This window comes from Afifella pfennigii DSM 17143 (assembly GCF_000688515.1).
In the GTDB taxonomy this organism is placed as follows: domain Bacteria; phylum Pseudomonadota; class Alphaproteobacteria; order Rhizobiales; family Afifellaceae; genus Afifella; species Afifella pfennigii.
Genome location: NZ_JHZK01000001.1, coordinates 36,344 through 61,920, shown reverse-complemented (window position 1 = coordinate 61,920; position 25,577 = coordinate 36,344). Strand labels below are relative to the sequence as shown.

Here is a 25,577-nt window from a genome sequence, read left to right as displayed (position 1 = left end):
GAAGATGAGGCTATGAGTGAGAGCACTATCGAGGAGCGGGTGAAGAAGATCGTCGTCGAGCACCTCGGCGTTGAAGAAGAGAAGGTCACCAAGGAGGCCAGCTTCATCGACGATCTGGGCGCCGACAGCTTGGATACGGTCGAGCTGGTGATGGCTTTCGAAGAGGAGTTCGGCGTGGAAATCCCGGACGATGCCGCAGAGACCATCCTGACGGTCGGCGACGCGGTCAAATTCCTGGAAAAGAACGCTGCCTGAAAACAACCTTGCTTTCTGGAACGGTGGAATGAGGCGCGTCGTCGTTACGGGTCTCGGCATGGTCACGCCCCTAGGTTGCGGGGTGGAGGCCACGTGGTCGAGGCTTTTGGCCGGCGAGAGCGGTGCCGTGCGCATCGACAACTTCAAGGTGGACGATCTGGCCTGCCAGATCGCCTGCCGCATCCCCCGTGGGGATGGCTCTGAGGGCACCTACAATCCCGACGATTGGATGGAGCCGAAGGAGCAGCGCAAGGTCGATGAGTTCATCACCTTCTCCATGGCGGCCGCCGAGCAGGCGCTCGACGATGCCGGATGGCATCCGAGCGCCTATGAAGATCAGATTCGTTCCGGCGTTCTCATCGGCTCCGGCATCGGCGGCATCCGCGGCATCGTGGAAGGCGGCTTCATGCTGGAGGAGAAAGGACCGCGCCGAATCTCGCCCTTCTTCATCCCCGGCCGCCTCATCAACCTCGCTTCCGGCTACGTCTCCATCCGCCATCAGCTGAAGGGGCCGAACCACGCCGTGGTGACGGCCTGCTCCACCGGCGCGCATGCCATCGGCGATGCCTCGCGGCTGATCGCTCTCGGCGATGCCGACGTGATGGTGGCCGGCGGCACCGAATCGCCCTTGAACCGCGTCTCCGTGGCTGGCTTCGCCGCTTGCCGCGCCCTGTCGACCGGGTTCAACGACGAGCCCAAGCGGGCCTCGCGTCCCTACGATCGCGATCGCGACGGCTTCGTCATGGGCGAGGGCGCGGGCATCGTCGTTCTGGAAGAGCTGGAGCACGCCAAAGCGCGCGGCGCACGCATCTATGCGGAGGTCGTCGGCTATGGCATGTCGGGCGATGCCTACCACATCACTGCCCCGGCGGAGGATGGCGACGGCGCCTATCGGTGCATGGACGCGGCGCTGAAGCGGGCGGAAGTCACGCCGGAAGGCATCGATTACGTCAACGCGCACGGCACCTCCACGCCGCTCGGCGACGAGATCGAGCTGAGGGCCGTGGAACGGCTGATGGGCGCGCATTCCCCGCAGGTGACGATGTCGTCGACGAAATCGGCCATCGGCCATCTGCTCGGTGCGGCAGGGGCGGTGGAGGCGATTTTCTCCATCCTCACCATCCGCGACGGTATCGTCCCGCCGACGATCAATCTGGACAATCCCTCCGTCAACACGCCCATCGACCTCGTGCCGCATCAGGCGAAGGAGAAGAAAGTCGACGTTTGCCTGTCGAATTCCTTCGGCTTCGGCGGAACCAACGCGTCGCTGGTATTCCGCCGCTTCCATTGAGGCGGCGGCGCGCTTTCGCCATATTCGCCCTTTGTTGTCGAAGCGGCGGCGACGTGAGAAAAGCTGATAGATGACAGACGGGAACGACCTTGCGCGCGAGGACGGGTCCGACGCCAACGCCAAGCAGGCGGAGGCGGAGGATAACGGCGCGCGCGCGGGCGGGCGGCGCATCAACCCGAAAAGCCCGCGTCAGGCAATCCAGCCGGAGCCGGCGCCGCCACCGCCGCCGCGCTCGCGTCAGGCCAAGCATCCGCTGGTGGTGACGCTCAACTTCTTCATCATGATCGCCGTCCTGGGCGTGCTGTTCGTCGCCGGGGCGCTCTATTTCGGCAAACAGCGCTTCCTCGCCGAAGGCCCGCTGGAGGAGCCGAAGACGGTCTTGATCAGCCGCGGCTCCGGCGTGGAGACCATCGCGCGGCAGCTGAAGCGCAACAATGTCATCGACAACGAGCTCGTCTTCACGATGGGCGTGCGGCTCTACGATGTGGGCGGCAGCCTGCAATGGGGCGAATATCTGTTCGAGCCGCGGGTTTCCATGCGCGAGGTCATGGAAATCCTCTCCTCCGGCAAGTCGATCCTGCACTCGGTGACGATCCCGGAGGGGCTGACGAGCGCGGAGATCGTGGCGCGGCTGAAGGCCAACGAGGTGCTCGTCGGCGATATCGAGGAGATGCCGCCGGAAGGCTCGCTGCTGCCGGAGACCTACAAATTCACGCGCGGCATGACGCGCCAGCAGATCGTCGACCAGATGCGGCGGGCCCATGACCGGCTGGTGGACGAGATCTGGAGCCGGCGTCAGCCCGGCCTGCCAGTGGAGGACAAGGGCGAATTCGTCACGCTCGCCTCCATCGTGGAGAAGGAGACCGGCAAGGCGGACGAACGGCCGCGCGTCGCCGCCGTCTTCATCAACCGGCTGCAGCGCGGCATGCGCCTGCAGTCGGATCCCACCATCATCTACGGCATCTTCGGCGGCGAGGGAAAGCCGTCGGACCGGCCGATCCTTCGCTCCGACATCGATACGAAGACGGATTACAATACCTATCAGATCGACGGCCTGCCGCCGGGCCCGATCGCCAATCCGGGCCGTGCCGCCCTGGAGGCCGTCGCCAATCCTTCGCGCACCGACGATCTCTATTTCGTCGCCGACGGGACGGGCGGTCATGTCTTCGCCACCACGCTCGACGAGCACAACCGCAATGTCGCCCGCTGGCGGCGCATCGAGCGTGCGCAGCGGCAGGCGATGGAGGCGGAGCGTGCGGCCGAGCCCGCCGCGGCGCAAGAGGGAGCTGCCGCGGAGGGGGAGAACATCGAAGAAGAGATGACGGCCGGTGCCGACCCCCTGATTCCGCGCCCCCGGCCACAATAGCCCCGCAGCGCGGCGGCGCAGCTTGCAGGTCGCGCCGGCGGCCGTTACGGACGACAGCCATGAGCTCTTCTTTGCAAAGCATGACCGGCTTCGCGCGGCACGCCTTCGACGTCGACGGGGTGCGCTACGCATGGGAGCTGAAGAGCGTCAATGCGCGCGGCCTGGAAATCCGCTTCCGGCTGCCGCAGGGCTTCGACGCCCTGGAGATGGCGGCGCGCGAACAGACTCGCCGCTATCTCACGCGCGGCAGCTGTTTCTTCACCCTGGCGGAGGAGAGCGGCGGCGGCGAGGCCGGGATCGCCGTCAACGAGGCCGCGCTCACCGTCGTCGTGGCGGCGGCGAGGCGGCTTGCCGAAGCGGAAGGCATCGCGCCGGCGCGCGCTGACGGGTTGTTGGCGCTGCGCGGCGTGCTGACGCCTTCGACCGGGCCCGGGGATCCGATGGAGAGCGCTCTTGGAAAGGCGGCGCTGGCGGCGCTTGGCGACGCCGTGGCGGGGCTCGCGCAGGCGCGGCGCCAGGAGGGCGAGCGGCTGAAGGGGCATCTCGGCGATATCCTGGAGCGCATCGAAGCCCTGGTCGCTGCGGCCGAGGCGCGACTCGCGACGTTGGCGGAGCGGCTCAAGGCGCGCATCCGCGACCAGGTGGCGCTCCTTGCAGGCGAGACGCAACTCGACGAGGGCCGCCTCTATCAGGAAGCCCTCATGGCCGCCACGCGCGCCGATATCCGCGAGGAGATCGACCGGCTGAAGGCGCATACGGCGGAGGCAAGATCGCGCCTCGCGGCGGGCGGCGTCGTCGGCCGTCGCCTCGACTTCCTGGCGCAAGAGTTCAATCGCGAGGCCAATACGCTTTGCTCCAAATCCGTCGACCAGGAGACGACGGCCATCGGCCTCGATCTCAAATCGGCGATCGATCAACTCCGCGAGCAGGTACAGAATCTGGAATGAACGCCGAACCGATCCGGCTGATGCGCCGCGGCCTGATGTTCGTGTTGTCCTCGCCTTCCGGGGCGGGGAAATCGACCTTGGCGCGTCAGCTTCTGGACGCCGATGACGGCCTGGAGCTGTCGATCTCGGTGACCACGCGCCCGCGCCGGCCAAGCGAGCGGGAGGGCGTGCATTATCATTTCATCGACGAGGTGCATTTCAAGCGCATGGTGGAGCGCGGCGATCTGCTGGAATGGGCGGAGGTGCACGGCAACCATTACGGCACGCCGGTGGAGCCGGTGGAGGATGCGCTCTCGGCGGGCCGGGACGTGCTCTTCGACATCGACTGGCAGGGCACGGCGCAGATTGCCGAAAAGCTTCCCGACGATTTGGTGCGGGTGTTCGTGTTGCCGCCCTCGATGCGCGAGCTGAAAGCGCGCCTGGAGCGCCGGGCGGAAGATTCGCGCGAGACGATCGGCCGGCGGCTCGCCGGCTCGCTCGACGAGATCTCGCAATGGAGCCGCTACGACTACATCATCGTCAACGACGATCTGGAGCGGGCCTTCGAGGCGGTGCGCGGGATCTTGACCGCCGAGCGGCTGAAGCGCGATCGCGTCCTGGGTCTGCGGGCCTTCGTCGGTCAGCTTCTGGCGGAGGGCGGCGAGCTTATCGACGAACTCGGCGGCGAAGAGACGCCGCGCGCCTCTTCCTCGTAGAGCCTGGCGAGCTCCAGAAAACCTTCCACCGGGACTTCCTCGGCGCGCGACGTGGCGGCGATTCCCGCGGCCTGGAGCGCCTTCTCCGGCGCGCGGAAGGCTCGTTTGAGGCTTTGGCGCAGCATCTTGCGACGCTGGCCGAAGGCCGCCGCCGTGACGGCCTCCAGCGATGCGGGGGGAAGCTCCGCCGCATCGGTGCGCGGCTCCAGGCCGACAAGCGCGGAGGTGACCTTGGGTGGCGGGGTGAAGGCGCGCGGCGGCACCTCGAAGAGAAGGGCGCAGCGGCAGCGCCAGCCCGCCAGGACGGCGAGCCGCCCATAGGCCCTCTCGCCCGGCCGCGCCACGATGCGCTCGGCGACCTCCTTCTGGAACATCAGCGTCAGCCCCGTCCAGAAAGGCGGCCATGACGGCGCCGTCAACCAGCCGGTGAGGAGGGGGGTGGCGATATTGTAAGGCAGGTTGGAGATGATGCGCGTGTCGGATGAGTGGATGAGGGTGGGGTAGTCGACGCTGAGCGCATCGGCTTCCAAGACGGTGAGACGGCCTTCGGCGCATCGCGCCAGGTCTCCAAGCGCGGGAATGGCGCGGTGGTCGCGCTCAATCGCGACAACCCTGCGCGCGCCCTCCAAGAGCAGAGCCCGGGTGAGCCCTCCGGGACCCGGGCCGACCTCGATGACATCGGCTCCGGCGGCGCCGCCGGCGCGGGCGATGCGCCGTGTCAGATTGAGGTCGAGAAGGAAGTTCTGGCCGAGGGATTTCTGCGCCCTCAGCCCGTATGTGTCGATGACCTCACGCAGCGGCGGGAGCGCCGCGATCCGCGCCTGAAGGCTTTCCGGGCTCGCGCTCAAGCGCCGCTCGCGGCACGCCCCATCTGCGCGGCAAGGCGGATCGCGCCGATGAGGCTGGTCGGGCGCGCAAGGCCCGTGCCGGCGATCTCCAGGGCGGTGCCGTGGTCCGGCGAGGTGCGCGCAAAGGGCAGGCCGAGCGTGACGTTGACGGCCTCGTCGAAGGCGATGGCCTTGACCGGGATGAGCGCCTGGTCGTGATACATGCACAATGCCACGTCGTAATCGGCGCGGGCGGCGGCGTGAAACATGGTGTCGGCCGGCAGGGGCCCGCTCGCCACAATGCCCTCCCGGCGCAACTGCTCCACCGCGGGAGCGATGATCGTCTGCTCCTCCTTGCCGATCATGCCGCGCTCGCCGGCATGGGGATTGAGGCCCGATACGGCAAGGCGCGGCGAGGCGATGGCGAAGCGGCTCTTCAGCTCCGCCGCGGTGATGCGGGCCGTCTCCAGGATAAGGTCGGTGGTCAGCATGCTTGCCACGCTGGCGAGCGGCACATGGATGGTCACGGGCACGGTTCGAAGATCGGGCGCGGCCATCATCATCACCGGGCGGCGCTTCTCGCCGAAATATTCCTGGCCGAGATCGGCCAGGTACTCCGTGTGTCCGGGATAGGCGAAGCCGGCCGCGGCCAGAGCGTGCTTGGCGATCGGGTTGGTGACGAGGGCGCTGGCGCGCCGATCGGCGACGAGACGGGTGGCGTCGCGAATCGACGCGATGGTGATGGCGGCGTCGTCCTTGTCGAGCTCGCCCGGCTCGGCGCGGGCCTCGGGAAAGCCCGCCAGACAGGGAAAGGACATGGAGAAGGCGCGCGGCGCTTCCTCCGGGGAAACCTCGCGGACCGGGCAATCGATGCCGAGAAGGATAGCGCGCTCGGCGACATTGGCGGCCGAGCCGAGGAAGATGAAGGGCGGCAGGCGCGCATGCTCGCGCCGCGCCCAGGCGGCGATGGCGATATCGAGGCCGACGCCGGCCGGGTCTCCGATGGTGAGGGCGATCGGTCGCATCTAACGTTCGGCCTTTCCAATAAAACTGGGCGCGCGGCCCAGGGGAGCCGCGGCGCATGCGATGACGGATGAAAAGAACATGTCGGAGCCTCCGTGAGGGGTGGGGACTGCCCACGATCTGGCGAAGGGTGAAGTCAGGATACTCAATGCTGCCCGTCAGGGCAGGCGCGCAAGCCCCCTGTCGGCGCGCCAAGCCTGCGCTGCCACTTCGTCGCCGATTCCGGTAACAGTTTTTCGTCGCCACGCCGGGCGGCGGGCTTTGCTCAGCGGAATTCGATAACGGCGTCGGATTTCAAGTCGCGCAGATAGCGCCGGGCAAGAAGCTGGCCGCGCTCATTGGCCAGTTCCTGACGAATTTCCTCGGCCGCCTCCGAACTGCCGGCAACGGTACGCTTGCTGCACAGGCCGAAGACCTGGAAGCCCTCCTCCACCTGGATGGGCGACAAGGCCTTGCCGACATCGGCGCGCTTCAACTCCGCCTGGAGGTTCTCCGGGAATTGCTTCACCTCACGGCGGATATTCGGCATGACGAGGACGCCCTGCATGCCGCGGGTCTGCTCCAGCGTCTGGTCGCAACCCTTGAAGCGACCGCGAAAGGCCTCCGCTTCCCGCTTCTTTTGGGCTGCGACGCCCGTGGAGCTGTTTTCCGGCACGATGAAGACGATCGGCTGGGCTTCCCATTCCACAACGCCGCCTTCCGCTTCCAGCGGCGCTTGGCCGCCGAGGGCCTCCGCGACGTCGGTTTCGGAGATGCGCACCGTGGCCCGGAAGCGGGCGCGCACCACCTCGCCCCAGGCGATCTCGGACCGGATACGGTCTTTCAAGGTGGACGGATTGACGCCTGCCTGGCGCAGAGCCGATTCCAGGCCGGAGGGCGGCATGTTGGCGCGCTTGGCGATGGTGGCGAAGGCCTGGCTCACCTGCTGCTCGGAAGGGGTGATGTTGCGGCGCTTGGCCTCCTGCAGCTTGAGCGATTCCTCGATCAGCTCATCGACGGCCTGCTTTCTGCCGGCGCGCCCCTGCGATGTCAGGCGCAGGAACTTGGTGCGATTGGCGATGTCGTAGCTGGTGATGGGCTGGTCGTTCACCAGGATCTCGATGGAGCTTTGCGCCGTGGCGGGCGAAGCGAAGGCAACGGCAAGGCAAAGCCCCACGGCCCCAAGAAGGGCGGCGATGCGCCGACGCTTTGCAGGTAGAAACATCAAGGTCATCTCGTTCCGTTTTCGCCAGTCGTCCTAAAGCCGATCATTCGGGCATCAATTTGTTAGAAGAAGTCGAGGGGGTCATCCTCGTCCTCCGCCGTCGTCGATTGCGTGCCGAATTCGTCGAAGCTGACCTCGCTGTCGCCAAGCGTGCGTAGATTGATGCGCACGAAGAACTGACGGTTGGAGACCAGATCAGTATAGGCATCCCTGGTTTCCGAATACAGCGCCGAGAGGTTGAAGCATTCGTCGTCATAGGCCAGGCCGAGGGCGTGGCGCACGCGGGCCTTCTGGTCAATGTCGAAGACGATGCCGCCGAGCGCCGACCAATAATTGGTGACGGCGACCTGGGCGACGGCCGACACCTCCTCCTGCTCGGCGAGCCCGAGAAGCGGGACCTTGCGCCGGTAGAGATAGGTCAGCGAGCCGCTGTTGCGCCCGCGCGAGAACAAAGCCGTCGCCTCGGCGCGGTCGAGCTCCAGGTCCACTTCGTCGAAACGGCCGCGTGCGGTGAGCTTCAGTCCCTGGCCGGTATCGAGGCTGATGCGGCCGACATAATCGGAGCGGTCCGATTCAAGACCGGTGCCAAGGCCCGTGAGACCAACATCGCGCACGGCGAAGGAATTGACGCCGGCGAGCTGGAAGGACTGCCCGAACATCGCATCGAAGCTGGCGCCGTTGTTGAACAGCGCCTGATAGGTGAGGCCGATATTGGCCCTGGTGCCGCCTTCCTGACGATCGTAGCCGGAGAATTTGTCGCGCGAGAACAGGATCGTGTCGTCGAAAACGAGGCTCTGGGCATCCTCGTTCGGCAGATCGCGAATGTGCTGCTCGTTGGGGCGGGCGATAACCTGGGCGACGGGGCTGATGGTCTGGGTGACGCTCGGAGAGGCGACGAGGAACGGCCAGCGATATTCCATGCCGATCGCCGGCATGGCCCGGCCATAGGTGGTGCCGTCCGACAATTGCGGGTCCTCAGAACGCACGTCGTAGATATCCGCCTTCAGATAGGCGAAGGGCGTGAAGACCTGGCCGAGCGGGCCGATGAAATTGCGCTGCCACTGGCCATCCATGCTGGCGCGCGTGAAGGTGCCCTCCACGCCGGCGAAATAGGTCACCGGCGTGGTGTAGACGTCGGAATCGGTGCGCGTCAGGCTGGTGAGGTTGCTGTTGAGGCTCAGCTCGCCGCCGAAGAAGCGCTGATCGAAGACGTAATTGTGATCCAGGATCGGATGCACGATGGCCTGCTCGGCCTGGTAGTCGATGCCGTCATTGACCGTTTCGGGCGGATCCTCGCGCTGCACGCGGAAGGCATAGCCGCGCAGGTCGAACCAGTTCCGCTTGCTGAAGCCGTTGAGGTAGAGGGTGTTCACCACCTCCTGATCGGCCAACCCGCGGATGCTGTATTCGCGCCCGAAGGTCCGGTCGGTCGTGCCGGCGAGGCTCCAACCCCAGCTCCAGCGCGAATTGATCGCGAAGAGGCCGGAGCTGGTGATGCTGCCGCGGAAATCGCGATCTCCTGAGGTGCCGGCGGGGAAGGCGTCGCGGTCCTGCTGCAAGATGCCGGCAAGACGCACATTGTAGGAGCCGTTCATCAGCCGGTGACGCCATTCGCCCTCCGCCAGCACGCCCTGGCGGGTGAGGAAGGTGGGCGCGAAGGTGATGTCGTAATTGGGGGCGAGGTTCCAGAAATAGGGGACGGTGACGCCATAGCCGAGCGCGGCGCCAGCCCGCACACCCGGGGCGAGGAAGCCGGTCTTGCGCTTCACCGTCGGGTCGGGATGGAAGAAATAGGGCACATAGGCGACCGGCACGCCGAAGAATTCCAGCCGCGCATTGCGGTAATAGACCGTCTGATCCTGCCGATTGTGGATGATGCGCGAGGCCTTCACCTGCCACAGGGGCGGGCGGGAAGGATCGTCCTGGCACGGCTCGCAGGCGGTATAGACGCCCTGGCGGAAGACGGTGACGTTGCCTTCGCGACGCTCCGCGCTGTTGGCGGCGAAGCGGGCGCGGTCGACCGTCTGCACGTTGAGACTGTCGATAAAGCCCTCGCGGAAATCGTCGGTGATGTCGATTTCCTGGGCGACGATGACATTGCCGCCCGGCTCCTCCAGGCGGACATTGCCGGTGGCGAGAAGCCGGCCGGAGGGCTCGCGATAGGTGACGCGATCAGCTTCCAGACGATGCTCCTGGTAGAAGATCTCGACATTGCCGGCGGCCGAGACCGTGCGCGCATCGAAGTCGTAGATGAGCTCGTCTGCTTCCACCAACATACGCGCATCGGCGTCCTGCTGGGTGGCGCGGGCGCGCAGATCGAAATCCTGCGCGGCGGCTATCTGCGGCGCCAGGGAAAGCGTCACGCCCAGCGCAAGCGGAACCGACAAGACACAGCCAAGCCAAGACCGGCGCGCGACCGGAAGGGTTGCGCGCCGCAGCCTCGCCTCACAACGCTTTGGGACGGGTGTCATCCGTCCTCCTGGTACAGGAGCACCGTGGCTCCGAACAACAATGCGACAATCGCCGGCGCCCAGGCGGCGAAAGCCGGGTTCAAGATGCCGTTGCTGCCCATATCGCTAACGACCTCGGTCATGACATAAAGCAAAAAGCCCAGGCCGATGCCAGTCAGCGCGAGCTTTCCTACGCCACCGTAGCGGAAAAGCCTCAGGCTGACGGTGGCCGCCACGGCGATCATCGCCATGAGCAGCACCGGGCGCGCCAGGAGGCTGTGGAAGGCGAGGCGGAAGCGATCGGTGTTGAGGCCGGTTCTGCCGGCAGCGTCGATGAAGCGGTTGAGCGTCCAAATGGAAAGGCTCTCGGGGCGAATCAGCGTCTCGTTGATCTCCTTGGCGCTGAGCGATGTCGGCAGAAGGTAGCGGGCGAAGTGCTCCGGGGCGCCTTCGGCCGAGATGTAGCGGGCATCGCGAAAGGTCCAGCGGCCGGGGCGATAATCGGCCGAGGAGGCCGTCAGCTTGCCGCGAAAGGCTCCGCCCGGCTCGAAGAGAAAGGCCGTCACGCCGAGAAGCTGCATGGCGGTGGCATCGAAGCTCGTGGCCCGGATGATGGAGGGCCCGTCGACCCCGTCCTGGCGGAACCAGATATTGCTCCCATCGCCGGAAAGACGCGCGCCGCTGCCCAAAGCCGCTTCCGTCTGCTCGGCTCGCTCCTTCAGATAGGTGGCTGCCGGATTGACCAGGAAAGTGGAGGCGATGCCGAAGAGAAGGGCAAGCGCCATCGGCGCGGCAAGAAATCCCCACACCGAGACGCCCGCGCCACGGGCGACGACCAGCTCCAGTTTCCGCGACATGTCGAGGAGGCAGATCATGCCGGAGAACAGGAAGAGGAAGGGCAGGATATCTTCCAACAGGCCCGGCGTGCGCATCAGCGCCAGCTTGAGACCGAGAAGGGCGGAAAACTCCTCCACATCGCTGAGACGACGCAACAGCTCGACGAAATCGACGAGGAAGACGAGCGTCATCAACGCCAGGAGAATCATGGCGAAGGAGGTGAGGAACCGCCTGGCGATATAGAGCGACAGCGTGCCTGTCATGTCGCCGGCCTCTGCAGGCGCGACAGGATGGGTATGCGGGCGAGGGCGCGGCCCGCCCCGGCGGCGAGCCTGTCGAGGAAGAGTCCCAGCCGGGCGGGGATGCGCCAGCGATATCCCTGACGCAGGGCGAGCCAGGCGAGAAGGATGCCGCCGAGCGGCACGGCATAAAGCAGCGGGATGAGGCTGCGGTTGTTGGTGGCGGCCGCCAGAACCGCAAAGCCGGCGCCGCGCAAGACGAAGCCGGTGACCACGGCCATGACCATCGCATAGCCCCGATCCTGGCGGTTGGTGCGCGCGCGGCCGCAGAAAAGCAGCGCGATAAGCGCGAAGGCGATGGTGTAGAGCGGCGCGGTCAAGCGGTCGTGCAGCTCCGCGTCCCAGCGGCTGCGGTATTGCACGAAATAGGGATTGTCGGCATCGGGATTGAGAAGCTGCGTCGTCGTCAGCTCGCGCGGCTTGTAGGCCGTGGCGATGTCGGCCGCCTTGAACTGGCTGAGATCGAAACCGTAGGTCTCGAACTCCACGACGCTGACTTCGCCCTTGGCGTTGTTTTCGCGAACCAGCTCGCCATCCTTCATGATCAGGAAAGCATTGCCGCCACGCTCCAGAAGCACGCCGGACTGGGCGATGTACTGGGTCGATTCCTCCGCGTCGCGGCTGTCGCTGACGAAGATGTTGCGGAAGCTGCCGTCGGGCGCCTTCTCACGGATATGCAGGGTGAGCCCCTTGTCGACGGTGCGGAAGCCGCCATCCTTCACCAGGGTGGCGATGAGATCGGCGCGTACATGGTTGATGAGCGTGCGCAGGCCCGACAGGCTTCCCGGCGCGACATAATGATGAAGCAGCGTCGTCAACGCGAAGACGATGACGGCGAGAACCAGGACCGGCCGCGCCACCACCCGCGAGGAGGCGCCGGAGGCGGCCATGACGGGCAGCTCGCTATCGGCGTTGAGGCCGTTGAGGGTGACGGTGGCGGCGATCAGGAAGGCGATCGGCGCGATCACCTGGATGAGAGCCGGCAGGGCGAGGATGGTCATCAAGATGAACATCCAGATCGCCTGGCCCTTGGCGGTCACCACGTCGAGCTCGCGCAGGACCTGTGTCATCCACAAAGTGGCGACGAGGGCGCCCAGCACCAGCAGGAGCAATGTCAGCACCCGCCGGAAAACGTAGCGTTCCAGGAGCGGCAGACCGAAAACCGACATACTTACCTTCGTCAGGGGCAGCCGACATGCCCGTCGGCCGGCAAGCGTTAGCCACGTATGGATAAGATTTGCCCAAGAAGCGTGGTTAACGGGATTTGACCTTGACGCCTTCGCCTTCCAAGCTATCCACCCGTCAGCCAATTCCATCGCAAAAGCGGAGCATCGAGGCAACAGCATGGCCGCCAGCACGTCCATCACTTTCACAGGAGCGCAGGCCCCGCAAAAGGGCACCGCGATCTTCCTGACCGACAAGAAGCTGCAACTCGGACCCCTGGCGGCTTCGCTCGACAAGGCGAGCGGAGAGCGTTTTGCGCCCGCCGCGCGCATCAAGCAATTCGGCGGCGCGGCCCGCAAGGCGTTGGAAATCGTGGCGCCGGCGGGGGTGGAGCTGGAGAGAATCGTGTTCCTGGGCGTCGGCGACGAGGTGCCGACCGGTCGCATGGACTGGCTGCGTCTGGGCGGCGCGGCCGCCAAGCTGCTGCCGCGGGAGGGCGAGGCCAGCATCATCCTGCAGGACCCGGCGGGCGATTATCCCTCCGCCGAGGCAGCGGCGGCCTTCGCGCTGGGCATCATGCTGCGCCGCTATCGCTTCGACCGCTACAAGAGCCAGAAGAAGGACGAGGAGGAAAAGCGCGGACCGGTCAACCTCACCATCGGCGTCGCCCATCCGGAAAAGGCCGAGGCGGCATGGAAGGTCGAGGCCGCGGTCAACGAGGGGGTGGAGCTGTCGCGCGACCTCGTCAACGAGCCGGCGAACGTGCTCGGGCCGGTGGAATTCGCCAGGAAGCTGGAGGGCCTTGCGCAGAGCGGCCTGAAGGTGGAGGTGCTCGACGAGAAGGCGCTGGCGAAGCTGGGAATGAGGGCGCTACTGGGCGTCGCCCAGGGCTCTGAGCGCCCGCCGCGCGTCGTCACCCTGACCTGGAACGGCGGCAAGGCCAAGGAAAGGCCGATCGCCTTCGTCGGCAAGGGTGTCGTCTTCGATACCGGCGGCATCTCCATCAAGCCCGCCTCCGGCATGGAGGACATGAAGGGCGATATGGGCGGGGCGGCGGCCGTGGCCGGCGTCATGCTGGCGCTGGCGGCGCGCAAGGCGAAGGTGAATGCGGTCGGCATCGTCGGCCTGGTGGAGAACATGCCGGACGGCAAAGCGCAGCGGCCCGGCGATATCGTCACCTCGCTGTCGGGCAAGACGATCGAGGTGATCAACACCGACGCGGAAGGTCGCCTGGTGCTCGCCGATCTCATGACGCATATCCAGAAGACCGCCAAGCCGGAGGCGATGATCGATCTCGCCACGCTGACCGGCGCGATCATCGTGGCGCTGGGGCACCATCACGCCGGGCTTTTCGCCAATGACGACCGCCTGGCGGAGGATATCCTTCTCGCCGGCAAGGAGACGGGCGAAAGGGCCTGGCGGATGCCGCTCGGCGAGGAATACGACAAGCTCATCGATTCCAAAAACGCCGATATGAAGAATGTCGGCGGGCGCTGGGGCGGCTCCATCACGGCGGCGCAATTCCTGCAGCGCTTCGTGGAGAACGGCACCGCCTGGGCGCATCTGGACGTCGCCGGCACGGCGATGGGCTCGCCCTCCAGCGATACCAACGAATCCTGGGCCTCCGGCTATGGCGTGCGGTTGCTCGACCAGTTCGTGCGCGAGCGCTACGAGCGCGGCTCGCACTAGACGACGACATCGACGGGCAGGGGGAGGCGCGGCTGCCGGAAATCTTCTTCTACCATCTGGAGACGCGCCCGCTCGCCCGTGCCCTGCCGGACCTTCTGGAGCGTTCCTTGAAGCGCGGCTGGCGCGCCGTGGTGCAGGCGGGCGACAAGGAAAGGCTCGGCGAGCTCGACATGGCGCTGTGGACCTATGACGATGCCGGCTTCCTGCCGCATGGCACCGCCGAGGACGGACACAGCGCCCGCCAGCCCGTCTATCTGACGCAGCAAACCGACAACCCCAATGGGGCGGCGATCCGCTTTCTGACGCATGGGGCGGAGGCGGGCGAAATCGGCGGCTATGAGCGCGTCGTCTATCTCTTCGAGGCGGCGGACCCGGCGGCCATGGACTGGGCGCGGGCGGAATGGAAAAGGCTGCGGGGGGAGGGCGCCGATATTACGTATTGGCGCCAGGACCCTAGCGGACGCTGGGCGAAACAGGGCTAGGACGCCCCGGCTCAGCTGGGCTCGGTCTGGCGCTCCTCGGTGGGCGAGGGCGCTACCTTGCCGAGCGGCTCCGTCGCCTCCGAATGCGCCGCCTTCCAGTATTCCTCGATCCTGGCGCTGAGGGCCTTCGGCTTTTCCGCGCCAAGGCGGGCGCCCAAATCGAAGGCGGCGGTACGCAGAGTGCTCTGGCGCCGGTCGATGAGCGCCAGGACGAGTTCCTGAACCTTCTTCTTGCCGAAAAGCTTCGGCTCCTGCCGCAAAAGCGTGCGGTAGACGACAAGGTCGTGATCGTCGCCAAGGATGTCGGCGAGCTCTTTGGCCTCGGCCCGGCGGGCCTCGATCGGCTCCTCCCAGATTTTCCGCAGAAGCTTCAACTGGATCCAGTGGTATTTCGTGCGCTTGCGCCATTCGTGATAGACGGCCGGGTCTTCCGTTCCGGTGGCCGCCTGCATGGCTTTGCGCATGCGCTTGTAGGTCCTTGCAAGGCCCTCGGCGAGGACATGGAAATCGTCCGGGAAGGCGATCTCGGCAAGGCGGCTCTCGCCGGCGTCCAAGACGGCGAAGGTCTCCTCTACCCGCCGGTCGAGATCGCTGACCTCTTCGGCGATCCTGGCGCGGCGCTTATCCAGTCGCTGACGCACGCTGTAGAGAATGCCGTCCTCGATACGGTCGCCAAAATGGCTGGTGAGCGCGTCGTGGGTCTCAAGAAGGGCGGTGGCGTCGCGCAAACCGGAGAGCCGGCGCCCGGCATCGCGCCAGCGAGCGTTCTCGGCGGCGTAATCCTCGCCGAGGCCGGGGCGGGCGAGGCGTAAAAGGCCACGCAGCTTCTTGAAGCGCTTGCGCGCAAGATGGATGGCTTCGTGCCGGTCCTCGTCTTCCGTTTCGAGCTCCCGGCGGGCACGCCGGACCTGCTCGATGGCGGCGCTGCGCAGCTCCTCGGCGATGGAGGCGGCGGGATCGAGAGAAAAGCTCATACGTCTAAGATAGCCATGCCCGCCCTGCGGACAAGCTTGCGCTACGTCCAGTCCCGGAAGGGGTGCTGGGCGAGGGAGGCATTGGTGTAGCGCCCGTCGCCGGTGACCTCCTCGCCGAGCCAGGGTGGCGGCTCGAAGGTCTGTTTTTCGTCGGCAAGCTCGACCTCGGCCAGAACAAGACCCTCGTTGGCGCCGGAGAAGACGTCGACCTCAAAGGCGAGATCGCCGCGGCGGATGAGATGGCGCTTCTTTTCGATCAGGCGATGGGCGCATTTGGCCATGAGCTCGGTGCCGTCCTCCAGCGGGATGGCGTATTCGTACTCGTCGCGCACGACGCCGCGCCCGGTCTTGACGGTGAGATAGGCATGCTCGCCGTTGAGGATGCGCACCCGCAGGCTCGCCGTCTCGTCGTTGCACAGATAGCCCTGGCGGATATCGTGGGTATCTGAGACGGCCTGGCGCCAGCTCGCATCCGCGACGAGATATTTGCGCTCGATCTCGCGTGCCATGCTTGCAGAATACCCAGGAAAGCCGGGAGTTCCAGGCCCTTTGCGCCGCACCGCGCCGCGATCGGATATCGGCGGCGCCGGCGACGGCTGGGAATGACGCAAAAAAGGCGGGGCGTTCGTGGCGCCCCGCCCAAGCCTGAGCGAGCGATGAGCGCGGCCTGGAGACGCCGGCCCGCCCGCTCCGGGAGGTCTACTTCTTGGCGTAAAGCCGGCACCATCCGTTCGGGGCGATCGGGCTCTGCACCACCTCGCAGTCGGATGGCGGGCGGAAGTGCAAGCAATTGTCGCATCTTTCGCGGCCATTCGGGCGGGCCTGATAGCCGGCATGCTCATGTTTCGCCTTCTGGGAAACCTGAGCCGAGGCCGTCGTGGCGGAAAGGCTCGTCAGCGTCCCGGCGCAGAGCGCTCCGGCGCCCATGGCGAGAAGCGTGCGGCGCGAGAGCGGTCCGGTCTTCTTGCTGATATCGTCTGTCATGGTCAGGTGTTTCTCCCTTTGTGGTGGCTGACCGGCCCCTTCTGGCCGTTCATGACCGGTCAGCTCTGATGCCCCCTGCTTTGGCCTGGACGGTTCTCAGTTGCCCGTCGAGCCGCCCCAGCGGTAGACGAGCGATGCCATTACGGCATGCGCGTCGTAGTTGGTGTTCCAGGCGCCCATGGCGTAGCTCGTCGTCGTGCCACCCTCGACGAGGTACTGGTAGGGCGTGTCGAGATCGTCCTGCCAGTTGTCGACGCGGTTGCGTTCCCAAGCATATTTCAGCTTGAAGGTGAGATCGCCCCCCCAGCCGAAGAGATCGCCCATATCAGGGTAGTAGTTCAGCGACGCGTCGAACCGGTTGTAGTTGGTCGTCACGTTCGGGAAGGGCGAGCAGTTTGCCGGGTTGGGGCAGGGGATTGCGGCGGAGACCGCGCTCACCTGCGAATTGCCGAGAGCGATGGCGTTGTAGAGCTCCAGATCGAGGGTGCCCGGGATAATCTCGAAATTGGCGCCGGCGATGATGGTGTGGACCTGATCCGACATGTCGCTGGTCCAGCGATTGGTCATCTGCGCCGGCCCGCCGCCGGTGATCTGGCCGCCGACCATGGAGCGGTCGAAGTCCTCATACATGTAAGCGAGCATCAGGTTGGTGCCCGGGAAAAGGCTCCAGGCGAACTCCACACCGGCATTCCAGCTGTTGTCCTTGGTCAGGCCGTAATTCACCACCGGGTTGGTGAGATAATCGTCGAAGCGCAGGCCGAAGGTCGGTGTGACGGAGATGTTCTCCATCGGCCAGACCTCGAGCGAGACCTTGGCCTTGTGGCGGTCGCGGTCGGCCATGTCGAACTTGCGCATCAGCACCTGTTCCGCCTCGGTGGCGTTGGTGGGCGAGGTGCCCGGCGGGCGGCTCAGCATGGCGTCGAGGACCAGGCCGAAATCGTAGCGGTCATAGCGCCGCTGCGCATATTCATAGCTGGAGCGCAACTGGGCCTTGCCGGTGATCTGGGCATCGGCCGTCACCTTGCCGAAGAACTCGTCGGTGACGTTGGCCGCGCGGCGGTCGCGGTCCCAGCGCTCCCAGCCGATCTCGCCGCCCAGCGAGACCCGCTCATGGGCCTGCCAGTTCACCTCGGCCGAAGCGTTCTGCTTGGTGTAGGCATAGGCGAGGTTGCGCAGCCCGCCACCGGCCGGCGTCAGGGCTGCCCCGTCCGCCGTGAAATACTGGTTGATCAGCCATTCCGGCGTCTCGTTGTCGAGGTCGTAGTAGCGGTAGCGCAGCTTGCCCGTGATGTCCTCGTTGAAGCGGGTTGTCAGGACATTGTTGAAGAGCAGCGTGTTGATCTCCGCCTGGGGCGAGTTGGTCGGCAGCGGTAGAGGCGGCGCACCGGGATTGGTGGTGTAAGGGATAAGCTGCTCGTCCTGGCGCATGCTGGTGTAGTCGATGGTCGCCATGTAGCGGCTGTTCCACGGCAGATCGATGCCGGCGGTCGCGCCGACCGCATAGGCCTCGTTGTCCGGCATGGAGCTGACGCGGCCGAATTGCGGCCAGGCTACCCCGGGAGCCTGGTAATACGGGTTCTGGAAGGTGAAGGACTGATAGTCGTTCTCGTAGGTGGAGACGCGGCCGATGGCGGAGATGTTGAACTTGCCGCCCCAGGGCGTCTTGCCGGAATACTCGCCGGTGATGTTGGCGTTCTGGGTCACGTCGTCGATGGGACGCGGCATGTCCAGCCGGTGCTGGAACGGGCCGAAGAAATTCATCAAGACGCCGGCCATCTGCGTACCGTCGCGATGATCGTTCATGTAATGGGCCTTGAAGTCCCAGTTCGGCGTCGGCGTAAAGCGCTGGTCAACCGAGAAGCGGCGACGGTCGATGCCGATGTCGATCGGCCGGAGATTGGCCGCCATCGCCGCGTCGTATTGGGCGATCGTCGGCGGGCTGGCAGGAAAGGTGACCGCCGTCGTCAGGGTGTCCGTGCCGACCCCCTGCCAGATGCTCTGAGCGCTGGTGCTGTAAAGATGCGGGATCTGGTCCCAAGTGACCGTGCCATAGAGCAGGCCCGTCTTCGCCCAGTCGAAGCTGAAGCGCTGATCGTTGTTGAAGGCGTCGTCGGCGCGGAACTCGCCGAACCATTCGCCATCGGCCGATTGGGCGCCGAGGATGATCTCCGACAGGACGAAAACGGAATCCTTATCGCCGTATTCCTCCCACTTGGCGGAGCTTTCCTTGTTCGGATCGGCGATGCTCGGCACCAGCCAGGGCGCCCCCCGCTCCGGCGGCTCCTCAAGGTAGCCGCGCACGCCGAACTCAACGTAACCCCAGGTTTCCGGTGCGCGATCCTCGGCGACTGGCGCCTCCGTAGAGGTCACGTCGGCGGCCGTCGCGCCCTGCGGCAAGGTCATGCCGGCGGCAAAGAGCGCCATGCCGGCGAGCGTCAATCCGCGTTGAGCTTTCATGGCTTTGTCCCCCCGATAAAGCCCTCTCGAGCCTACTGTTAATCTCTATCCTTGCGTTGCATTCCCTGCGGCGGCCATCAGGCGGCCGCCGCGTTGTTCGTGTTTGCGCTTAGCGGTGCCAACGCCGCCCCGACGGGCTGTTGGAGCCGTGGATGTTGGTGTGGCAGTTCTGGCACGAGCTGTTGACCATGAAGCGGTTCGCGGCCGGGCCGAGCGCCGGGTTGCCGTTGTGACGGCCAGGCGTATGGCAGCGCTGGCAGAGCCGGGGCCGCATCACCACCAACAGGTTGCGGTTCATGGAGCCATGCGGCTCGTGGCAATTGAGGCAGTTCTCGCGGACCGGCGGATGCTCGAACAGGAAGGGCCCGCGCTTGTCGGCGTGACAGGTGTAGCAGGTGTCGTTCACCGTGGCGCCGCGCAGCATCTTCTCATTCGGGCCGCCATGCGGGTTGTGGCAGTCGCCGCAATCCATCTTGCCCTCGCGCATGGGCATATGCGCCGTGCGCACGGACTGGGCGCGCCTGTCCTTGTGGCACTGGAAGCAGGTGTCCATGACGTTGGTCTTGGCCAGCTGCATCTTCGGCGAGGTGCGCTTCATCACCGTGTGGCAGCTGGTGCAGGCGACGTTGCGTGTCTGGTGGGTGCTGCCCTGCCAATAGGTGCGGTCGCCCTTCTCGTGGCAGGTCAGGCAGACGGCGTTGATGTCGCTCGGCTTGGAGCGCGGGTCGTCCTTGCGGAAGGAACGGATGACGCCGGCGCCGATATCGTTGCGCCCGCCGCCATTATTGACATGCGAGGAGCCCGGCCCATGGCAGGTTTCGCATTCCATCTTGCCGACCTTCGTCGGCTGACCGGTTTCCTGGAGCCGGCCCATCATCGTGTGCTTGAACTCCTGGAAGTCTCCGGCGTGGCAGGTGCGGCAAGGCTCGGAGCCGACATAGTAGCGGCCCAGCGGATCGCCAGGCGCCGAGCGCACGAGCGCTGCCTGAGTTGCCTGCTGGGCCTTGGCGGAAGTAGAAACCGCCGGCCCGAGAAGCGCGAGCGTGATGGATGCCGACGCTGCAAGGATACTTGCAAGCGCAAAACGCTGGACGACAAGAAGCGCACGGCCGAGGCCGTCTGATCGTGCCATGTATTCCCCCCTATGCGCGCAAATGACGGTCATTCACGCGGCTTGTTCAGGCTTTTGCCTGCCTGGATGACTTTCCGCCTTGCCCAAGCGGAGAGTGATCGAAATATCTATAGTGTTAACTAATTGTCGAAGAAAACTAAACGGCCTAAAACGTATGTGTCAACGACAAAAATGCAACACAATCATGTTTGACTGGCGATTTGTGCTTTATAATTCACAATGATTACAGTTATCATTGTTAAATATAATGCTTAACGCGTTAATCGTATCAGTATTCCAGAGTTATTTTTGGAATCTTTCCACGTTATAGCTATGTTATTCGGAGTAAACGCTTTGTCGGCCTCGTGCGGGTGAGGCTCGGTTCACAGCAAGGCTCGGTCGAGGGCGAGATGGTAGCGACAGGGCCGGGGGAGGCCGCCATCCGGCGACCACGCCCGCGGGCGGCGGGCGGCAATCCGCCATCTTGAAATATGCCGGGATCAGACCCCTGTTGGCGAAGTCCGTTGCGCCTTTAGACGGCGTTCTCTTCGACGTCGATCTCTTCCAGCATGGCGCCAAGCTCGATCCAGCGCTCCTCCAGCCGCTCCAGCATGGCGGCCTTCTCGGCGCGCTTTCTGGCGTAGCGCGCGGCCCTTTCCGGATCGCCGCGGTGTAGGGCGGCATCGGCGAGGCGGTCGTCCAACTCTTCAATCTCTTTGCTGAAGACTTCGACCAAGCGTTCGCATTCTTTCATTTTCTGGCGGATCGGGGCGGCCTGCTTGCGGCGATCGGCCTGGCTCCGGCGCGCCGGTGCGGGGGCCGCGCGGTTCTCCCCGCTCTTGCGCGCGGGGCCCTCCAGCACCTCGCGCCGGTATTCCTCGATATCGCCTTCGTAAGGCCGCACCGTGCCGTTCGCCGTCAGCCAGAGACGGTCGACGGAGGCCTCGATCAGATGGCGGTCGTGGCTGATGAGGATAACGGCGCCGGAATAGTCGTTGAGGGCGTGAATCAGCGCCTCGCGGCTGTCGACGTCGAGGTGATTCGTCGGCTCGTCGAGAATCAGAAGATGCGGGCGCGACAGGGCGGCAAGCCCCATCAGGAGCCGGGCCTTCTCGCCGCCGGAAAGGTCCTTCGCCTTGGTGTCCATCTTCTGGGTGGCGAGGCCCATCTGAGCGACGCGGGATCGGAGCTGCGCCTCGGTGAGGCCGTCAAGGCGGGCGCGGACATGGTCCACGGCCGACTGGCCGGGGATAAGCTCGTCGAGCTGGTGCTGGGCGAAATAGCCGATCTTCAGCTTGTTGGAGCGCTTCAGCGTGCCCGTCTCTGGCTCCAATTGGCCGGAAATAAGCTTGGCGAAGGTCGACTTGCCGTTACCGTTGGCGCCGAGAAGGGCGATGCGGTCGTCGTCGTCGATCCTGAGATCGAGGCCCTTCAGAACCGGCGCGCCGGGCGCGTAGCCGACCGAGACCCCTTCAAGCTGCATGATCGGCGGGGCGGCCCGCTTTTCCGGCTCCGGAAAGCGGAAGGGCAGCACGGTCTCGTCGGCGATCGTCGCCACCGGCTGCAACCTTGCCAGCGCCTTGAGGCGCGACTGCGCCTGGCGGGCCTTCGATGCCTTGGCGCGGAAGCGGTCGACGAAAGCCTGCATGTGCTTGCGCTGGGCTTCCTGCTTGTCCTTCAGCTTGGCCTGCAGGGCCTGGCGCTCGGCGCGTTGGCGCTCGAAGCTGTCGTAGCCGCCGGCATAGAGCGTCAGCTTGGCCTCCGACAGATGCACGATGGAGCGCACGGCATTGTTGAGAAGGTCGCGGTCGTGGGAGATCAGGATGGCGGAATGGCGGTAGCGGGCGATGTAGCGCTCCAGCCAGAGCGCGCCTTCCAGATCGAGATAGTTGGTCGGCTCGTCGAGAAGCAGGAGATCGGGCTCTGAGAAAAGCACCGCGGCGAGCGCCACGCGCATACGCCAGCCGCCGGAAAACTCGGCGCATGGCCGGTTCTGGGCCTCGTCGTCGAACCCCAGGCCCTTCAGGATGCGCGCGGCGCGGGCCTCCGCCTCGTGTGCGCCGATCTCGGCAAGGCGCGTATGGATCTCGCCGATGCGCCCGCCCTCCTTGGCCGTCTTTGTCTCGGCCAGCAGGCGGGTGCGCTCCTCGTCGGCGGCCAGCACGGTCTGCAAGAGGGTTTCCGGTCCGCCCGGCGCCTCCTGCAGGACGCGGCCGATACGGGCGCGCTTGGGCAGGATGATCTCGCCCTCGTCGGGGGCGATGTCGCCGGCGATGGCGCGAAACAAAGTCGTCTTGCCGGTGCCGTTGCGGCCGACGAGGCCGACCTTGGAGCCCGTCGGCAGGGAGAGGCTCGCCTTGTCGATCAAGGTGCGTCCGGCGATGCGCAGCGTGAGACCAGAGAGTTGAAGCATCCGCGGGGCTTAAGCATGACGCGGCGCGCTTGCAAGCGGGGGCGGGCGCCGCCTTGTCCTCCTGGCGCCAAGTCTCTATGCCCGCACGATGCTGTCCGATCCCGCCGCCGCCTATCGTTTCACCCGGGCCATCCTTCGCGAGCCGGCGCCGAGCGTCGTCTCAGGCCTCAGGGCCGAGGATCGTGGCGATCCGAGCTTCGACAGCTTCCTTTCGGAGCATCTTGCCTATCGCGCCGCGCTTGAAGCGGCGGGGCTCAGCGTCCATGTCGAGCCGGCTCTGCCGGAACTGCCGGATTCGGTCTTCGTGGAGGATCCGGCCTTCGTCCTGCCGGAGGGGGGCGTGCTCCTGCGTATGTCGGCGCCGAGCCGCGAGGAAGAGACCGACGAGATCGCAGATGCGCTCGCCGCGTTCGTCGAGCTGACGGAACTGCAACAGGGGTATGTCGATGGTGGCGACCTCCTCTTCACCGGCAGGGAAGTGATTGCCGGGCTGTCGCGACGCACCGACGAGGAGGGGCTTCAGGCGCTTTCGCGCATTCTCGCCGATTGGGGCTATCCGCTGCGGCCGGTGGCGATGCCGGAGGGGCTGTTGCACCTGAAGACCGGCTGTGCGCTTCTCGACGAGGAGACGGTTCTGGCCGTGCCTCTGCTGGCGCGCTCGGGCGTCTTTTCCGGCTACCGCGTCGTGGAGACGCCAGAAGGCGAGGAGGCGGCCGCCAACGCGCTGCGCCTCAATGCGGTGATGCTGATCGCCTCCGGATATCGCGAGACGGCGGAGATGCTTTCCGTCATGGGTTACGAAGTGCTGACGACACCGGTCACCCAGGCGGAGCTCCTCGATGGTGGCCTCTCCTGCATGTCCATCCGCTTTTGACCGACCCTCACCGGGCGCGTTTCAGCGCCAGGAGCCCGAGATAGTGCTGCGCCACCGTGGCGGCGGCGATCGCCGTCACATCGGCATGGTCATAGGGCGGGGAGACCTCCACCACGTCGCCGCCGACGAACTTCACCCCGCCGAGGCTTGCCAGCGTCATCAGCGCCAGCGCCGATGACGGTCCGCCCGCGACCGGCGTTCCCGTGCCCGGCGCGAAGGCGGGGTCCAGGCAGTCGATATCGAAGGTGAGATAGGCCGGCGCCGCGCCGACGCGCGCTTTGATGCGCTCGGCGGCCTCGGTCGCGCTCATCGCCTGCCAGTCATAGGCGTGGATGATCTCGATGCCGCAGGTCTCCGGGGCGACCGTGCGGATGCCGATCTGGATGGAGCGCTCCGGATCGACGATGCCCTGGCGAACGGCGCGCAACACGAAGCTGCCATGGGAGAGCTGCTCGCCGTCGTCCGGCCAGGTGTCCTGATGGGCGTCGAACTGAACAAGGGCGAGCGGGCCGTGCCGTGCCGCCTGCGCTTTCAGAAGCGGCCAGGTGACGAAGTGGTCGCCGCCGAGTGCGAACAGATGCACCCCGGCGGCCACGATGCGGGCGGCCTCCGCCTCGATGGCGGCCGAGATCTTCAGCGGGTGGTGCAGCGGCAGATCGACGTCGCCATAATCGATGACGGCGAGATCCTCGAACAGCTCGATGCCGAAGGGATATTGCGGGTCGCCGTCGAAGATCGCCGAGGCTCGGCGGATCGCGGCGGGGCCGAAGCGGGCGCCGGGACGGTTGGTGACGGCGACGTCGAGCGGAACGCCAAGGATGGCCGCGTCGATGCCATAAAGATCGCGCGAATATTTGCGGCGCATGAAGGAAAGGGCGCCGGCATAGGTCGGATCGTGTGCGCCGCCTTTCAGCTCGGTGGCGCGAAAGGCGTGGTCGATGGAAGGTTTCTCGGACATGCGCCGGCTCTAGCAGGGGGCGCGCGAGCTGGCCAGTGGGCGTTCGGCTCTAGGGGAGGCGCTCGCGTATTGCGCCGGCGTTTGCCGTCGACGCTCGGCCGCTTCCGCCTCGGGCAATATCCGGTCGCACAACAAAAAGGGCGGACCGGAGGGCCCGCCCTTTCCGAAATGGCGAAAAAGAGATCGCTCAGCGCTTGGAGAACTGGAAGGACCGGCGGGCCTTTGCCTTGCCGTACTTCTTGCGCTCCACCACGCGCGGGTCGCGGGTCAGGAAGCCGACCTTCTTGAGGATGCCGCGCAGCTCCGGTTCGTAATGCGTCAGCGCCTTGGAGATGCCATGGCGCAGCGCGCCGGCCTGGCCGGAAAGGCCGCCGCCGGAGACGGTGGCCAGGATGTCGTACTGGCCGTTGCGGTCGACGACGAGGATCGGCTGCTCGATGATCATCTGCAGCACCGGACGACCGAAATACTCCGTGTAATCCTTGTCGTTGACGGTGATGCGGCCGGAGCCGGGCTTCACCCAGACGCGGGCGACGGCGTCCTTGCGCTTGCCGGTGGCATAGGCGCGGCCATGCTCGTCGAGCTTCTGCACATGCACCGGGGCTTCCGGCTGCGCCGTCTCGGCGGCGTCACCGAGTTCCGACAGATCTTGCAGTGTTTCGGCCATATCAGAACACCCTCACATTCTTCTTGGAGAGGGCGGCGACATCCAATGCCTCCGGCTGCTGCGCGGCATGCGGATGCTCCGCGCCGGCATAGACCCTCAGATTCTTCAGCTGCTTGCGGCCGAGCGGGCCGCGCGGAAGCATGCGCTCCACCGCCTTTTCCACGACGCGCTCGGGAAAGCGGCCCTCGATCAGCTTGCGCGCCGTGCGCTCCTTGATGCCGCCCGGATAGCCCGTGTGCCAGTGATACTTCTTCTGGTCGAGCTTGCGGCCGGTGAAGACCACCTTGTCGGCGTTGATGACGACGACGTTGTCGCCGTCGTCCATATGCGGCGTGAAGCTCGGCTTGTGCTTGCCCCTGAGGCGCATGGCCACGATGGAGGCAAGGCGGCCGACGACAAGGCCCTCAGCGTCGATGAGGATCCATTTCTTGTCGATCTCCGCCGCCTTCGCGGAATAGGTTTTCATTGTCGTCCTCTTTGGGAAGCCTCGCTCGGAGGCCAAGCGCGCCCTTGGCGAGAAGGCCCGTGCGCAGTCGGCGGCAGATAGGGGAGAAAATCCGCCTCTGTCAAGTCACAATATGGATGACGTGGTCTGAAAAATGACCCAAAA

23 protein-coding genes are annotated in these 25,577 nt (G+C 65.7%); 8 read left to right on the top strand and 15 right to left on the bottom strand.

Going from position 1 to position 25,577, the window contains the following annotated elements; translation table 11 throughout:
• The first annotated feature begins 12 nt into the window (after positions 1 to 12).
• The 5 genes from Q331_RS0100290 (at position 13) to gmk (ending at position 4,554) form a co-directional block, all read left to right on the top strand.
• A complete protein-coding gene (locus Q331_RS0100290) occupies positions 13 to 255 on the top strand; it encodes an acyl carrier protein (RefSeq protein ID WP_026379012.1) in 243 nt (80 codons plus the stop codon).
• A gap of 28 nt (positions 256 to 283) precedes the next feature.
• The gene (gene fabF / locus Q331_RS0100285; RefSeq protein ID WP_051630230.1) at positions 284 to 1,546 is read left to right on the top strand and encodes a beta-ketoacyl-ACP synthase II; all 1,263 of its coding nucleotides are present in this window, start codon (positions 284 to 286) and stop codon (positions 1,544 to 1,546) included.
• Positions 1,547 to 1,616: 70 nt separating this feature from the next.
• Positions 1,617 to 2,912 carry an endolytic transglycosylase MltG gene (gene mltG / locus Q331_RS19260; RefSeq protein WP_084174513.1) on the top strand — a complete coding sequence of 432 codons (1,296 nt, stop codon included), beginning with the start codon at positions 1,617 to 1,619 and terminating at the stop codon, positions 2,910 to 2,912.
• A gap of 59 nt (positions 2,913 to 2,971) precedes the next feature.
• Entirely contained in the window at positions 2,972 to 3,859 is an 888-nt protein-coding gene (locus tag Q331_RS0100275; RefSeq protein WP_034490547.1) for a YicC/YloC family endoribonuclease, read from the top strand.
• On the top strand, positions 3,856 to 4,554 hold the full coding sequence (gene gmk / locus Q331_RS19255; RefSeq protein WP_051630228.1) for a guanylate kinase: 699 nt from the start codon (positions 3,856 to 3,858) through the stop codon (positions 4,552 to 4,554). The genes Q331_RS0100275 and gmk overlap by 4 nt, the downstream gene beginning before the upstream one ends.
• Here the strand turns inward: gmk and rsmA are convergent.
• The 6 genes from rsmA to lptF form a co-directional block, all read right to left on the bottom strand.
• Positions 4,479 to 5,402: a 16S rRNA (adenine(1518)-N(6)/adenine(1519)-N(6))-dimethyltransferase RsmA gene (gene rsmA / locus Q331_RS19250; RefSeq protein WP_051630225.1), complete on the bottom strand. Its 924-nt coding sequence runs from the start codon at positions 5,400 to 5,402 to the stop codon at positions 4,479 to 4,481. The genes gmk and rsmA overlap by 76 nt on opposite strands.
• Positions 5,399 to 6,406, bottom strand: a complete 1,008-nt coding sequence (gene pdxA / locus Q331_RS0100260) for a 4-hydroxythreonine-4-phosphate dehydrogenase PdxA (RefSeq protein WP_026379009.1) — start codon at positions 6,404 to 6,406, stop codon at positions 5,399 to 5,401. The genes rsmA and pdxA overlap by 4 nt, the downstream gene beginning before the upstream one ends.
• Positions 6,407 to 6,669: 263 nt before the next feature.
• Entirely contained in the window at positions 6,670 to 7,608 is a 939-nt protein-coding gene (locus Q331_RS0100255; protein ID WP_169738453.1) for a peptidylprolyl isomerase, read from the bottom strand.
• 62 nt (positions 7,609 to 7,670) lie between these two features.
• Positions 7,671 to 9,995 carry an LPS-assembly protein LptD gene (locus Q331_RS19245; RefSeq protein ID WP_051630221.1) on the bottom strand — a complete coding sequence of 775 codons (2,325 nt, stop codon included), beginning with the start codon at positions 9,993 to 9,995 and terminating at the stop codon, positions 7,671 to 7,673.
• An 80-nt stretch (positions 9,996 to 10,075) separates the two neighbouring features.
• On the bottom strand, positions 10,076 to 11,158 hold the full coding sequence (lptG, locus tag Q331_RS0100245; RefSeq protein WP_026379007.1) for an LPS export ABC transporter permease LptG: 1,083 nt from the start codon (positions 11,156 to 11,158) through the stop codon (positions 10,076 to 10,078).
• Positions 11,155 to 12,363, bottom strand: a complete 1,209-nt coding sequence (gene lptF / locus Q331_RS19240) for an LPS export ABC transporter permease LptF (protein WP_034490546.1) — start codon at positions 12,361 to 12,363, stop codon at positions 11,155 to 11,157. The genes lptG and lptF overlap by 4 nt, the downstream gene beginning before the upstream one ends.
• A 175-nt stretch (positions 12,364 to 12,538) precedes the next feature.
• Between lptF and Q331_RS0100235 the strand changes: the two genes are divergently transcribed.
• Positions 12,539 to 14,047, top strand: a complete 1,509-nt coding sequence (locus Q331_RS0100235; protein WP_026379006.1) for a leucyl aminopeptidase — start codon at positions 12,539 to 12,541, stop codon at positions 14,045 to 14,047.
• 8 nt (positions 14,048 to 14,055) lie between these two features.
• Positions 14,056 to 14,529: a DNA polymerase III subunit chi gene (locus Q331_RS0100230; protein ID WP_322786481.1), complete on the top strand. Its 474-nt coding sequence runs from the start codon at positions 14,056 to 14,058 to the stop codon at positions 14,527 to 14,529.
• Between the two features lie 11 nt (positions 14,530 to 14,540).
• Here Q331_RS0100230 and Q331_RS19235 read toward each other — a convergent pair whose 3' ends face one another.
• The 6 genes from Q331_RS19235 to Q331_RS0100200 form a co-directional block, all read right to left on the bottom strand.
• Complete coding sequence (locus Q331_RS19235) at positions 14,541 to 15,503, bottom strand: CHAD domain-containing protein (protein ID WP_051630219.1); 963 nt, start codon at positions 15,501 to 15,503, stop codon at positions 14,541 to 14,543.
• Positions 15,504 to 15,544: 41 nt separating this feature from the next.
• The gene (locus Q331_RS0100220; RefSeq protein WP_026379004.1) at positions 15,545 to 16,012 is read right to left on the bottom strand and encodes a CYTH domain-containing protein; all 468 of its coding nucleotides are present in this window, start codon (positions 16,010 to 16,012) and stop codon (positions 15,545 to 15,547) included.
• A gap of 190 nt (positions 16,013 to 16,202) precedes the next feature.
• Positions 16,203 to 16,487, bottom strand: a complete 285-nt coding sequence (locus Q331_RS0100215) for a hypothetical protein (protein WP_034490545.1) — start codon at positions 16,485 to 16,487, stop codon at positions 16,203 to 16,205.
• Positions 16,488 to 16,583: 96 nt separating this feature from the next.
• Entirely contained in the window at positions 16,584 to 18,944 is a 2,361-nt protein-coding gene (locus Q331_RS0100210; protein ID WP_084174507.1) for an MtrB/PioB family decaheme-associated outer membrane protein, read from the bottom strand.
• A 109-nt stretch (positions 18,945 to 19,053) separates the two neighbouring features.
• On the bottom strand, positions 19,054 to 20,076 hold the full coding sequence (locus tag Q331_RS0100205) for a DmsE family decaheme c-type cytochrome (protein ID WP_245615478.1): 1,023 nt from the start codon (positions 20,074 to 20,076) through the stop codon (positions 19,054 to 19,056).
• A 511-nt stretch (positions 20,077 to 20,587) separates the two neighbouring features.
• Positions 20,588 to 22,468, bottom strand: a complete 1,881-nt coding sequence (locus tag Q331_RS0100200) for an ABC-F family ATP-binding cassette domain-containing protein (RefSeq protein ID WP_026379000.1) — start codon at positions 22,466 to 22,468, stop codon at positions 20,588 to 20,590.
• An 88-nt stretch (positions 22,469 to 22,556) separates the two neighbouring features.
• On the opposite strand from Q331_RS0100200, the gene Q331_RS0100195 reads away from it, so the two are divergent.
• Entirely contained in the window at positions 22,557 to 23,342 is a 786-nt protein-coding gene (locus Q331_RS0100195) for an arginine deiminase family protein (RefSeq protein ID WP_407637756.1), read from the top strand.
• Between the two features lie 7 nt (positions 23,343 to 23,349).
• Here Q331_RS0100195 and speB read toward each other — a convergent pair whose 3' ends face one another.
• The 3 genes from speB to rplM all read right to left on the bottom strand — a co-directional run bounded on the left by speB (position 23,350) and on the right by rplM (position 25,433).
• Complete coding sequence (gene speB / locus Q331_RS0100190) at positions 23,350 to 24,300, bottom strand: agmatinase (RefSeq protein WP_026378998.1); 951 nt, start codon at positions 24,298 to 24,300, stop codon at positions 23,350 to 23,352.
• A 187-nt stretch (positions 24,301 to 24,487) separates the two neighbouring features.
• Positions 24,488 to 24,967: a 30S ribosomal protein S9 gene (gene rpsI, locus Q331_RS0100185; protein WP_034490543.1), complete on the bottom strand. Its 480-nt coding sequence runs from the start codon at positions 24,965 to 24,967 to the stop codon at positions 24,488 to 24,490.
• A gap of 1 nt (position 24,968) precedes the next feature.
• Positions 24,969 to 25,433 carry a 50S ribosomal protein L13 gene (gene rplM, locus Q331_RS0100180; protein ID WP_026378996.1) on the bottom strand — a complete coding sequence of 155 codons (465 nt, stop codon included), beginning with the start codon at positions 25,431 to 25,433 and terminating at the stop codon, positions 24,969 to 24,971.
• Positions 25,434 to 25,577 lie beyond the last annotated feature (144 nt).